This window comes from Undibacterium sp. GW821-FHT07F11 (assembly GCF_059418665.1).
Genome location: NZ_JBWKQH010000004.1, coordinates 71,561 through 84,046, shown reverse-complemented (window position 1 = coordinate 84,046; position 12,486 = coordinate 71,561). Strand labels below are relative to the sequence as shown.

Sequence of the window (12,486 nt, the reverse complement as noted above, 5' to 3'; positions counted from 1 at the left end):
GCTCATTGAGTGATGATAGGCATATGTATAGCGGCAAAACGCCCTATGGCCCCATTCCAATTTTGTATGTCGGTTTTTTCTCGTTTGTCACATAAACCGTGACGTCAGAATCAACTGCCCTGAGACTCCCATCCGGAGCAAAAGATACGCTCCATTCGCCATTGAATTTCTTTTCTGTAGCCGTCCAATCAGAATAGTAAATAAATGAAAGATGGGTGAGCGCAAATTTCCTCATATCAAGCCGTCTCTCTTTCGCCAGAAAACTCTTTGCAGATTCAACGACTTCACTCGCTTGCAGAACCGGGGCCCTATTCTCCAGAACCTGAGCAGTGACCGGCGGTGCCGCCGTCGCACCATTCAGATGAAACAACTGCACCAACACTATTGCAGACAAAAAAGATTTCACCGGCCAGCCTTTCAAAAAAATAAGCGGTAGATCTACCCAGGTCAGAGACTTTCAGTCTAACCGCAAGCTTGAGTAACTACACATGCTGATCAACCAGCAAAGGATTTCCGTCAGGATCTATCGCCATGAAATACGCTGGCCCTGTCGTTGATTCATCTGCCTGCTCAGTCAATTGCACGCCTTGCTGTTTCAATTGGCGCTGCAATTCTCGTACATCGGTAAAACTTTCCAGTGCATTCGCGTTGCTGTCCCAGCCGGGGTTAAAGGTTAGCATATTCTTTTCAAACACACCCTGAAATAAACCTATGACATGCTCACCATTCTTGAGTATCAACCAGTTTTGCGAAGCATCACCAGCAAATTTTTTGAAGCCAAATTTTTCATAAAATGCAAGTGATGCCGCCAGGTCCTTGACGGCGAGGCTGATAGAAAAGTTACCGAGTTGCATTGACCTCTCCCAGAAGTGAAAAGACTATCAAAAATTCAAATTCCTTGCTTCGTCATGTATTAAATTATTTTTTGTAATACAGGAACATCGCGTATCTGTACAACTCAGTTGTTGGGCCGCCACAGGAGAGCTTGCAGCCCCATAATGCTGCAATAAAAAAGCGGAGGAATCTCATAAAGTGGAAATAGAGAAAGAACAATGGCTATAGTATCGCTGCAAATGCATGCAGACGGATATTGTGCAGAGTTTTTCTTAAAAATTAGAGGTGGGATGTTGGGAGCGCCGCTTTGAACAAACTTTGACACGGCATGCGAGTACTTTATTGCAGATGTTTTCGCTTTTAAGCATATTACTGCACCGTAGCGAACTCAGACGAGACTCATCTCTTCTTCAGCTTCTTGCTCATCCGGCGTATTTTCCAACGCCTCAGTCAGAGCGCGATCGACGACGCGGTCGAGTTCGAGTATCTTCGCGCGTTTTTCGCGGAAGGTTTGTTCGAGTTCTTCGGCAGTGACCTGGAAGGTTTTTTCCTTGTCACCGGTAGTGAAGATGTACAGACTGCGCATGGGGCTGACCCAGGCGAGTTTGACCTTGGTGGTACCACCGGTTTTTTTAGTGAATTCCAGCCAGACGCCGCGCTCGAGTTCAGTAACGGTATCAACGTGCTCATCTGGCGGAGGTGCAGGCTCGGCCTCGGCCTTGCCTTCCGCTTCTGCACGTTTTGCCATCCTGCGTTCAGCGGCTTGCTGTGCGACTTCAACGGCGATTTCTATCTGACGTTCTGGCGACAGATCGAGTGGTGCGCGGACAATGGAGGCGTGGCACTCTGCCAGGTCAGCAAAGAACTGTACGCGGTCGGCGTCTTCCCATTTGATAAGGCTCAGCCATTTGTTCAGGCGTGCCAAAATTGCAGGCAGGCGGTTCAGTAATTCCTGACGTTGTTGCAGGGTGATCTTGGGTTTGACGCTCCAGATCAGATCGTCCATGGTCTTGATGGCGTCTTCAACGGCATAAGGTTTTTCTTCCTTGACGCTATAGGCCAGGGTCAACACCTTGGTCCAGCGGTCTTCGAGGAAGGTTTCAACAAAGGCGACGACTTCACCAGTGCCCACCCGCAATGAGACTTCGTGAGTGGCGGCAATACCAGCCTGTTTGACTTTTTCTTTTTTGAGCGCTGTTTTGATGGGCAGTTGCAATGCCTCTGCCGCTTCTTTCTCTTCTTTCTGTATGAAAGATTCGAGATCGTTGACGACTTCTTCAAACAGGGCGACTTCCTGGTCAAACTCTTGCTGCACACGATGGACGTTGCGCTGCATGGTCTGGAACAGGGGATCTTGCTGGCCTTTTTTCTGGTCCCAGGCCAAGCTGTAGCGTGACAGCAAATCAACCAGGCGACGGGCCGGATGGTTTTCCTGGAAAAAGAATTCCTTGTCCATCAAGGCAGCCTTGAGGACAGGTATTTGCAGAACCGAGATCAATTCCTTGATCTGTGTCGGGATAGCCTGATTGCGGAAGACGCTGTCAAAAACCTGTGACAGCAAATCCAGAGTATTTTTTTCTATGCCGGTATTGGCAATTTCCGGCATTTGCTCGCGCATTTGCGAAAGGCGCAATACGTCTTGCGCACCGGCCATCATTTGCTGCAGCTTGACGCTCTTTTGCAGGTCAGCGAGTTTTTGGAACAACTCTGCGCGCGCTACTGTCTGCGGTTCACCTGCCTGGGCAAAGCCAGAATAAGGTGTAGAACCACCAGCACCATCTGGTGCACCACCCATTTGACCTGATCCGCCAGACTGTCCACCGAAACTACCAGAGCCGCCACCAGCACCTGCAACGCCACCTGCTGATCCGCCGCCTGCGTTCATACCACCAGCGCCACCGCCATGTCCGCCACCAGAGTGGCTAGTTGCCTCATTCGCGGCACCGGCCTGGGCATTACCAGACAAAAGATTCCTGAGTTTTTGCGAGATATCGCCAGGGCTTGCTTCTTTACGTCTTTCTGAATTGCGATTACGGCGTATGCGGAAGGACTCATGCAAGTCAGGCAGAATGCCCTTGGCAATCAGCGCTTCATTGAGTGCATTTAAAATTGGTTCCAGATCAAACAGGATGTCTGCGCGCAACAGCGGCAACACCAGTTCGTGGGTATTGACTTCAGGGTCAAATTCACACCAGGCTGAATAGATGGTGTGCAAGAAAATTTCTGGGCGGAAGGGGTTTTGCGCAATACTTAATGCATCATGTTCCATTAGATGGGCAAAACGCATGTTCAGCGCAGCATACTGCTCGGCACTATCAAGTTCCAGCGTACGGCCAGCCCTGCTCAGAGCCAGCTTTTTGTCCATCTCTTCATAAGTAACCAGTGTCAGCGCAACGTCGGCATTGCTGGCGACAATTTTGACACCTTGCAGGAGAGCATCGATTTCCTTGCGGAATGCGGCTTCAAATCCTGCTGAGGTCAGGTAGAAAAAGGCATAGCCATTTTTTTTCAGCAATTGCCCTGCGTTAAAGCTCAGGTTTGCTTCGCGGGCATCCATGCTTTGCTCGGACAAAGCCAGGAAAGCATTTGCCAGCCGGGCAGAAAATGCATCGATTTGCGATGCTACCAGATGATTCGCCAGCGGAATAAGCGCGCGCAAGACTGCATCACGGGACTGCAATACAGTACCGGTAGGCTTGGGCTGGTGTGCTGGCGTGGACATGATAGCAATGAAGTCGGGTTGTTTTGCTCAGGCTACAATTAAAACAATGAAAGTAAGAAAATTTCTACAAATAGTAATGTAATGCAAATCGGCTACTACAATTGCAAAACATTAAGACAAGCTCATGACACATTTATAGTTTTTAAGGCAATTTGCCAATTAACTACTGATCATTGGAAAACAATTAATCTGCACAAGAATTAATCAAACTGGATGATAACGTACTATATACCGTTAATTTCCACATGGAAATGTTTGAAACGCAATTTCTACAAAAATTTAGTATAACTTGAGAACAAATCTAAAATCGGCAACAGCTTCGAGTAAGTCCCCTAAATTTGATTGCCATGATTGCAATAAACAGTAAATTTCTTGGGATTGCTCTAAAATAGCAGGTTGAACTCTGTTTACCTTACTTTTCACGCCGATTTTTACGTTTGGTTTCACTTTTTTTTGTTAACGGCGCGAAACAAACATTTCTTTATGACAAAAAAACAAGCAACTGCAAATCTATCTGTTCCGGCCCATTTGGAAGGTCTGTCCTTTGAAGATGCCATGGCAGAACTCAATAAACTAGTCTCCAGCATGGAAGCAGGCGAACTGCCGCTCGAAGCCTCTGTGAGTGCTTACCAACGTGGTTCTGAACTGGTGAAATATTGTGCAGCCCAACTCGAAAAAGTAGAGCAACAAGTCAAGGTGCTGGAAGCTGGCATGCTCAAGCCATTTGTCGATTCCAGCAACAATGGCGGCAGCAACGGCGGTGAGGAAACAACATGAGTGAACAATTTGGTAACTGGATGCGACAAACCCAGGCAGAGTGCGAAACCAGCCTGAAACAGTTTTTACCAGACGAAAATACGGTCCCGCAACAATTACATGCCGCCATGCGTTATGCGACTCTGGATGGCGGTAAAAGAGTGCGTCCCTTATTAGTGTACGCAGCGGGCCAGTTGTTTGATGCCCCAGCCACCTTGCTGAGCCGGGCAGCAGCAGCAGTGGAAATGATCCATGCCTATTCATTAGTACATGACGACATGCCCTGCATGGACGACGATGCCCTGCGTCGTGGCAAACCCACAGTGCACATCAAATATGACGAAGCAACCGCCTTGCTGGTGGGTGATGCCTTGCAGGCACAAGCCTTTTTGGTGTTGTCAGAGGGTGAAGGCGATGCTGCTGCCAAACTGGCCATGTTGCAATTGCTGGCACGCGCCGCCGGTTCTGTTGGCATGTGCGGCGGCCAGGCGATTGATCTGGCCAGTGTCGGTGTCGCCTTGAACCGCGAACAACTGGAACAAATGCACAGGTTGAAAACCGGCGCCCTGTTGCGTGCTTCTGTATTATTAGGCGCCATGTGCGGAAAAACCCTGACAGCTGATGATACTGCAGCACTGGATAGCTATACCTCCGCCATAGGACTGGCCTTCCAGGTGGTCGATGATGTACTGGATGCAACGGCAGATTCTGCCACTCTGGGCAAGACGGCAGGCAAGGACGCGGCAGATAACAAGCCGACCTTTGTCAGTCTCATGGGGCTGGACGCTTCACGCGCATTAGCCACGCAACTGTGCCATGATGCGCATGCAGCCTTACAAAATTTTGGTGACAAGGCAACGCTGTTGCATGAGTTGGCGGATTTAATTGTCCAGCGTCAGGCTTGATAGTTTTGTGTTAGCAGTAGAAATATATGCCAGTGCGCAGGGTGCGCCGTGCGCACCACAGCAGTAAAAAATAGTAAAGCGAACGATAGATTTGGCAAAGAATTCTGTCTAAGGATAGAGCCCGGACAGAAGTAAGCCCGAACAAGAATACCGTGCAAGTATGCGATAGCAGCTCTGGCTGTCAGCCAGACATGATGTAGCTGACAATCTGAGGCGTTTAGCCAAGTAATGAAAAGAATAATGACGACTTTATTAAACACCATTAATTCCCCCGCTGACCTGCGCAGCATGACTCGCAGCCAACTCAAGCCCCTGGCCGATGAGTTACGTCAGTATGTGCTTGAATCCGTTTCCAAAACCGGCGGCCATTTGTCGTCGAATCTGGGCACGGTGGAATTAACCATCGCCCTGCACTATGTCTTCAACACACCGGAAGACAGGCTGGTATGGGACGTGGGCCATCAGACTTATCCGCACAAGATTTTGACCGGCCGACGTGACCAGATGCATAGCCTGCGCCAGTTGAATGGCATCTCCGGCTTCCCGCGTCGTGCTGAAAGTGAGTACGATACCTTTGGCACCGCGCATTCATCAACCTCGATTTCTGCTGCGCTGGGCATGGCACTGGCTGCCCGCACCAAGGGTGAAGACCGCCACGCCGTTGCCATCATCGGCGATGGTTCGATGACCGCAGGCATGGCATTTGAAGCCATGAATAATGCAGGCGTACATGAAGACATCAATCTGCTGGTGGTATTGAATGACAATGACATGTCAATCTCGCCACCGGTCGGTGCATTGAACCGTTACCTGGCGCGTTTGATGTCGGGCAAGTTTTATGCAGCAGCCCGCAATGTCGGCAAATCGGTCTTGCCTTCACCGGTACTGGAACTGGCCAAGCGCTTTGAAGAACATGCCAAAGGCATGATCGTACCAGCCACCATGTTTGAAGAATTCGGTTTCAATTACATAGGCCCTATCGATGGCCATGACCTCGACTCATTGATACCGACACTGCAAAACATCCGCAACCTCAAAGGTCCGCAATTTCTGCATGTGGTTACCAAAAAAGGTCAGGGGTATAAACTGGCCGAAGCTGACCCTGTTTTGTACCACGGTCCCGGCAAGTTCAACCCGGCTGAAGGTATCAAACCTGCGGCGGCACCGGCCAAGCAAAGCTATACCCAGGTATTTGGTAACTGGTTGTGCGACATGGCTGCGGCTGATCAAAAACTGGTCGCCATCACCCCTGCCATGCGCGAAGGTTCAGGCATGGTGGAATTTGAAAAGCAATTCCCCAAGCGTTATTACGATGTCGGCATCGCTGAACAACATTCAGTCACTTTTGCAGCAGGCCTGGCTTGTGAAGGCCTGAAGCCTGTCGTCGCCATCTACTCCACTTTTTTACAGCGTGCTTACGATCAATTGATCCATGACGTCGCACTGCAAAACCTGGACGTAACTTTTGCACTTGACCGCGCTGGCCTGGTGGGTGCCGATGGTGCAACGCATGCAGGTAATTATGATCTGGCCTATCTGCGCTGCATCCCGAATATGGTCGTCATGGCAGCCTCAGATGAAAATGAATGCCGTCAGATGCTGAGCACCGCCTATCAATACTCCGGCCCTGCCGCTGTACGTTACCCGCGTGGTTCTGGCATCGGTGTGCCAACAGGCAAAGACCTGGATACTATCCCGCTGGGCAAAGGCGAAGTCAAACGCCAGGGCAAGCGCATTGCGATACTGGCCTTTGGCTCTCTCGTACACCCTGCGCTGAAAGCGGCGGAGCAACTCGACGCCACTCTGGCCAATATGCGCTTTGTCAAACCGCTGGATGTGGAGTTGCTCAAATCCCTGGCCGCCAGCCATGATGAACTGGTGACAGTAGAAGAAGGCTGCACCATGGGTGGTGCCGGTTCAGCCGTAGCCGAAGCCCTGGCAGAGGCAGGCATCAACAAGCCTCTTCTTATACTCGGCTTGCCAGACCGCTTTGTCGATCATGGTGACCCTGGTTTGCTGTTGGCGCAATGTGGGCTGGATGCGGCGGGGATAGAGAAGTCTATTCGTGCAAGATTGGGATCATAAAACCAAACTTAAACATGATGCTCTGTCAGGCAGTTGACAAACTGCCTGACAGAGCATCAAGTTTCAAACTGGCTTCAACGAAGATTTGCCACTCCCATGTAACTTGGCATTCAAGTAAATTGCTTTTTTAAAAAGCATCAGTTAGTGTTGTGGTCTGAAAAACTCACCAGCCATATTCGTGCGCGCACTTTTCCTGTTTCTATTTTGTAGCCTGCCATTTTCTATCCAAGCCGTAACGCTACGGGCAGGTCAAGTCTGGGCATATCACACACGTCCGGGTGAAGAATCCTCGACATTAACTATACTCAAAATTAAAGACTACCAGGACCTTGGCAAAGTAGTGCACATTCGTGTTGACGGCATTAACATCACAAACCCAACCAAAGCTAATACTGTCAGTGAGCTGCCACATCTGCCGTTCAAAGAAGCCGCCTTACAAAAAAGCATTACACAACTGTTGCGCCAGGTAAAACCAATTCCTGATTTTAAAAGAGGATACGACTACTGGAAGAAAGCATATCTGGAGCACCATGCAAGCGCTTTCAACGTTGGCGTTGCCAGTATGCTGGACGGTATGTACAAAGCGGAATGGGTAGAAGAAAAATAAAAGTGAGAACGTCTGCAATCTAAATAGCAGTGCACTTGCTGTCCATATTCACAACAATGCCTTCAATAAATCCGGAATACGCCTCATGTTCAACTGGTTCAAAAAGTATCTCTCTTCAGATGCAACTGTATCTGCAAAAGCCAACGAATCAGAACAAGCGCCTGCAACGACATCGATTGACAATAGTCAATACAAGCAGCATGGTGATGTGTTTTTCAAGGCAGGCAAATTCGACGAGGCAATAAGCTGTTTTCAGCAAGCCCTGAACCTGAATCAAGATGATGCGCAGGCACACAATAGCCTGGGTGACATCTACTATGAAAAGCAAACCATTATTCAAGCAGAGGCATCTTACCGGCGTGCTGTGGAACTCAAGCCTGACTACAGCGACGCCCTGCTCAATCTGGGTCTGGTACTGGATCAGCAAGGCCACCCTGCCGAAGCGGAAGCTTGCTATCGCAAAGTAGTACAAATCAGCCCAGACAATGCCCTGGCTCATTTCAATCTCAGTATTGTCCTGCAGGCGCAATCACACTGGCAAGAGGCTGAAAACGCCTGTCGTAAGGCACTGGAAATCAATCCGGATTTTAGCCACGCGCATTTCAATCTCGCCAGACTGATGCAGCAACAAACCAAGTTGGCGGAGGCAGAAGCAAGCTACCACACAGCCATCAGTATAAACCCGGATTTCTTGCAAGCGCGTTTTTCCCTGGCCATGCTATTAAGGCAGCAAAACAAACTCACTGAAGCAGTCAACAGTTTTGAAGATATTCTCAGCCGCAATCCAAACCTGCTTGAAGCGAGAGATGCCCTCTCAACCATACTCATGGCACTGGGGCGTTACCCGGAAGCAGAAAGACTTTGCGAACAAACTGTAGCGCAAGCGCCAGAAAATGCAAGCGCTTACTATAATCTCAGCATTGCATTGAGGGGGCAGGGCAAGCTTGCTGAAACAGAAGCAGCACTGCAACAGGCGGTGGAATTGAAATCTGACTTTTATGAAGCGCATCTCAGCCTGGGCACTATTTTGCGACAACAGAACAAATTGGCTGCAGCAGAAGCCAGTTATCGTAAAGCATCGCCAGGCGACGCAATTGATGCCTCTGGTTTTTTGCACCTTGCTGACCTGCTGCAAGCACAAGACCGCCTTGATGAAGCTGAAACTACTTTAAAAAGCGCCGTAGCAATTCAGGTCAATGATGGTATTGCAGAGTACAGGCTGTCTTTACTCTACATCAAGCAAGACCGTATGACAGAAGCAGAACAATGCTTACAAAAAACCTTGTCTATCCAGGCAGATTTCGCTGATGCACAGTCGAGTCTGGCCATACTCCTGATGAATCAGAGCCGCTATCCAGAGGCAAAAATTCAACTACGACGCCTCTTGCAACTCAGGCCAAACGAGTACACTGTCTTATTCAACCTTGCCCTGACCGACTACAGTCTTGGTAATTTTTCTGATGCTGCAAACAATTTTAAGCGTGTACTCGAATTGCATCCTGCGATACTGGATGCACACATCAATTTGGCCAATTCCTATAAAAAAATGGGCCGTTTGCAAGACGCTATCGATAACTATAAGCAGATACTACAAAAAGATAGTGGCAATTCCATCACCTGCAATAATCTGGCTATCGCTTATATTGACGAAGGGCGCATTACTGATGCAGTCCCTTATTATCAGAAGGCCCTGAGTATCAATCCCGATTACGCCGAGGCATACTCAAACTTGCTATTTGCGCTGAACTACCATCCAAGCATGAGCGGTGCAGACATTTACCAAGCCTACCAGGAATATGACAGGCGTTATGCCCAGATTCGCCGCATCGAATGGTTTGCACATTCCAATACAACTGAAAAGGGCAAGCGCTTAAAAGTAGGCTATGTGTCTCCGGATATGTACAGTCATGTCGTCAAGCATTTTCTGGAACCCTTGCTAGCCAACCATGACAAGGAGCAGGTAGAAATCTATGCCTATGCCCAACTCAACTGGGAAGACGCCGTCACTGCGTGTTATAAAAACTATGCAGATCACTGGATACCGACCAAGCTCCTGTCGGATGATGAATTAAGCGCACGTATCCGCGCTGACGGTATTGATATTCTGGTAGATCTGGCGGGGCATACAGCTGAAAACCGGTTACAGGTTTTTGCTTGCAAACCTGCCCCCGTCTCTGTGTCATGGCTGGGCTTTGGATACACCACCGGCGTCAAGGCCATCGACTATATGCTCATGGATGACACCAGCATACCTGCAGGTAGTGAACATCTATTTGCCGAGCAGCCGTGGCGGCTCGACACACCAGGTTATGCCTATCGTCCAGGTAAAGACATGGGTGCAGTCAATTCGTTGCCAGCACTACAGCGTAACTGCATCACTTTTGGTACCTTGAGCCGGGCCATACGCATCAACGACAATCTTATTGCCGTATGGTCAGCGATACTGAAAAAAGTGAATGGTGCCAGACTGATCATCGACAGCCACAACTTCCGTGAAAGTTTCATGCAAGAGACCTTCATTGGAAAATTTGCTGCCCACGGCATAGACCGCTCACGACTCGATATAGGTTGTCACAGCCCACCATGGGACACCATGCGCAAGATTGATATAGGACTGGATTGTTTTCCTCACAATTCTGGCACAACCCTGTTTGAAACTCTGTACATGGGCGTGCCCTATGTGACACTGGCTGGCCGACCCAGTATGGGCTTGCTTGGCAGCTCCATACTCAAAGGCGCAGGCCATCCTGAATGGATAGCCAGGACAGAAGAGGAATATATAGAAAAAGCAGTAGCACTTGCCAGCAACTTGCCAGCACTGGCAAGCCTGCGCGCTGGTTTGCGCGAACAAATGAAGGCCAGTCCCCTGATGGATGAAACCGGCTTCGCCCGTAAAGTCGAGACTGCCTATCGAGGTATGTGGGCCAAATGGTGTGAACAAAATCCGGACTGATGCCGTAAGCTGCAGTCTGATGTAGGCCAAGTGTACGACATCTGGCCTGCTATGACCTGTTATCTACTTTGCTGACTTCTTCCGGTAAACACCTCTGAAACTGACATTCAGACCGCCGCAGACATTATTGTCCTTGACGACCAGATAAGATCCAAGCAAGCTCAATTCAAGCTTACAGCCATCTCCTTCTGCACCGTCGTTCAACAGAGCCTTATTGGCTTGCGGCACCATCAACCCGGATACGTCGCCGACATGGACATTGCCACCGCCCCCCTCCCATACCGCATTGCCAGCATAGCTAAGTGATTTTCCTTTTTTCTTTATACTCAGTTCAGCGAACTTATAGAAAACCCACTTACCCAGCCAGTCATCTGGTTTCGCCACGGCAGCTTCAGCAAGGCTGGATTTGTGAAGCAATCTGTCCGCCCTGACCCAGCCCACTGTTTCGCGTTTGGCGCCGGGATACCAGGCACAAACCCAATCACCCCTGCGTTGATTGGTGATCAGCTCATCGCCAGCCAGCACATAGGCTTTGATCTTGCAGGCCTCTCCTTTTTCAGGGCAAGATTTTTCATCCTTGTAAAAGTACAGTTTTTGCTCAGCATCTGCTTTGACACTGACCAGTGCCAGCTTGCTGTGGTCTTCGACAAAAGCATAAGACTGGCACGCCGGCTCATCCGCCCGGGCAACAGAAGTGTGCAGAACAAGACCAAACAGCAGCAATGAAATAGCGATTTTGTGAACTTGCATGGCTTGAATGAGAGGATTGACAGTATTGCATACTATAAAACATTATCGATTCTGGCGACAAAAACCTGTATTACAGCTAACGCTGATACTTAACTACCTTACATCGCCAGAGATTACCGCTGATCGCCTGGAATTTGAGCTGAAAGCACAACATCAATATAATCATTGCACTGTGGTTTATACACGCGCATTCCTGCTGACTTGTCAGCCGGAGGATGCCAGAGAATTGTAAATAACTACCACTAAGCCCCATATCGTAAAGACTTTTTAAGGAAACTAGCATGCACATCCACGCAAGAAAACTATGGTCAGCAATCATCATCCTGATCTCCATGTTTTGCGGACTGGTTCAGGCAGCAGAATCTGGCGGCCAAACATTTACCACTGACGACAAGCACATCAAATTTTGGGCAGCAGGCACACCAGAAAAAACCGAAGAGGCGATGCCCGACCGTAAAGGAGCCCCGTATAAACGCACCACCTACTTAATGGAAACAGAGGGCAGCACGCTGATGCTGGGGATATTGGAATTTCGCCCGAATGACACATCGCCAGCAGGCTATGAAACTATCTACCTGAACACCATGCTGGACAACTTGCGCAGAAGTTTTGTTTCCAGGTTTTTACTTGATACTGACAGTGGCTGGAAAGATATAGACCTGCCCAAAGGTAACTTGAAAGGGAAACAATTAAAAGGCAGGCTTGAGGGTCAGGATTTTATTCTGAGAGCCTATGTAGCGCCACATACCATTTACATGCAGCAAATTGGCCATGCACCACAAGACAACAAGGCAGCAGAAATTGCAGATCGATTTTTGCAATCACTGGAACTCATTCCATGAAACAGGAATAAATTCTACTTATTGAAAAGAAA

10 protein-coding genes are annotated in these 12,486 nt (G+C 49.0%); 6 read left to right on the top strand and 4 right to left on the bottom strand.

The features are described from left to right. Positions 1-43: 43 nt before the first annotated feature. The 3 genes from AC07OI_RS10935 to AC07OI_RS10925 all read right to left on the bottom strand — a co-directional run bounded on the left by AC07OI_RS10935 (position 44) and on the right by AC07OI_RS10925 (position 3,556). A complete protein-coding gene (locus tag AC07OI_RS10935; RefSeq protein ID WP_495257231.1) occupies positions 44-406 on the bottom strand; it encodes a hypothetical protein in 363 nt (120 codons plus the stop codon). A gap of 76 nt (positions 407-482) precedes the next feature. Continuing rightward, positions 483-854 (bottom strand): VOC family protein, encoded by a 372-nt coding sequence (locus AC07OI_RS10930; protein WP_492702375.1) that lies wholly within the window; start codon positions 852-854, stop codon positions 483-485. 368 nt (positions 855-1,222) lie between these two features. After that, complete coding sequence (locus AC07OI_RS10925; RefSeq protein ID WP_495257230.1) at positions 1,223-3,556, bottom strand: DUF1631 family protein; 2,334 nt, start codon at positions 3,554-3,556, stop codon at positions 1,223-1,225. Positions 3,557-4,039: 483 nt separating this feature from the next. Between AC07OI_RS10925 and AC07OI_RS10920 the strand changes: the two genes are divergently transcribed. The 5 genes from AC07OI_RS10920 (at position 4,040) to AC07OI_RS10900 (ending at position 10,862) form a co-directional block, all read left to right on the top strand. Beyond that, positions 4,040-4,333: an exodeoxyribonuclease VII small subunit gene (locus AC07OI_RS10920; RefSeq protein ID WP_423012464.1), complete on the top strand. Its 294-nt coding sequence runs from the start codon at positions 4,040-4,042 to the stop codon at positions 4,331-4,333. Continuing rightward, positions 4,330-5,217: a polyprenyl synthetase family protein gene (locus AC07OI_RS10915; RefSeq protein WP_495257229.1), complete on the top strand. Its 888-nt coding sequence runs from the start codon at positions 4,330-4,332 to the stop codon at positions 5,215-5,217. The genes AC07OI_RS10920 and AC07OI_RS10915 overlap by 4 nt, the downstream gene beginning before the upstream one ends. A 240-nt stretch (positions 5,218-5,457) precedes the next feature. Further along, positions 5,458-7,302 carry a 1-deoxy-D-xylulose-5-phosphate synthase gene (dxs, locus tag AC07OI_RS10910; protein WP_495257228.1) on the top strand — a complete coding sequence of 615 codons (1,845 nt, stop codon included), beginning with the start codon at positions 5,458-5,460 and terminating at the stop codon, positions 7,300-7,302. Positions 7,303-7,480: 178 nt separating this feature from the next. Continuing rightward, positions 7,481-7,909: a hypothetical protein gene (locus AC07OI_RS10905; RefSeq protein WP_495257227.1), complete on the top strand. Its 429-nt coding sequence runs from the start codon at positions 7,481-7,483 to the stop codon at positions 7,907-7,909. An 85-nt stretch (positions 7,910-7,994) separates the two neighbouring features. After that, entirely contained in the window at positions 7,995-10,862 is a 2,868-nt protein-coding gene (locus tag AC07OI_RS10900; RefSeq protein ID WP_495257226.1) for a tetratricopeptide repeat protein, read from the top strand. A 63-nt stretch (positions 10,863-10,925) separates the two neighbouring features. Here AC07OI_RS10900 and AC07OI_RS10895 read toward each other — a convergent pair whose 3' ends face one another. Further along, entirely contained in the window at positions 10,926-11,612 is a 687-nt protein-coding gene (locus AC07OI_RS10895; protein ID WP_492702391.1) for a hypothetical protein, read from the bottom strand. Positions 11,613-11,893: 281 nt separating this feature from the next. Between AC07OI_RS10895 and AC07OI_RS10890 the strand changes: the two genes are divergently transcribed. Then, entirely contained in the window at positions 11,894-12,454 is a 561-nt protein-coding gene (locus AC07OI_RS10890; RefSeq protein WP_495257225.1) for a hypothetical protein, read from the top strand. Positions 12,455-12,486 lie beyond the last annotated feature (32 nt).

Bases quoted from the DNA above. Each gene is read 5' to 3' on its own strand.
- AC07OI_RS10930 (WP_492702375.1), bottom strand. From the start codon at position 854: ATGCAACTCGGTAACTTTTCTATCAGCCTCGCCGTCAAGGACCTGGCG.
- AC07OI_RS10925 (WP_495257230.1), bottom strand. From the start codon at position 3,556: ATGTCCACGCCAGCACACCAGCCCAAGCCTACCGGTACTGTATTGCAG.
- AC07OI_RS10920 (WP_423012464.1), top strand. From the start codon at position 4,040: ATGACAAAAAAACAAGCAACTGCAAATCTATCTGTTCCGGCCCATTTG.
- AC07OI_RS10915 (WP_495257229.1), top strand. From the start codon at position 4,330: ATGAGTGAACAATTTGGTAACTGGATGCGACAAACCCAGGCAGAGTGC.
- dxs (WP_495257228.1), top strand. From the start codon at position 5,458: ATGACGACTTTATTAAACACCATTAATTCCCCCGCTGACCTGCGCAGC.
- AC07OI_RS10900 (WP_495257226.1), top strand. From the start codon at position 7,995: ATGTTCAACTGGTTCAAAAAGTATCTCTCTTCAGATGCAACTGTATCT.
- AC07OI_RS10895 (WP_492702391.1), bottom strand. From the start codon at position 11,612: ATGCAAGTTCACAAAATCGCTATTTCATTGCTGCTGTTTGGTCTTGTT.
- AC07OI_RS10890 (WP_495257225.1), top strand. From the start codon at position 11,894: ATGCACATCCACGCAAGAAAACTATGGTCAGCAATCATCATCCTGATC.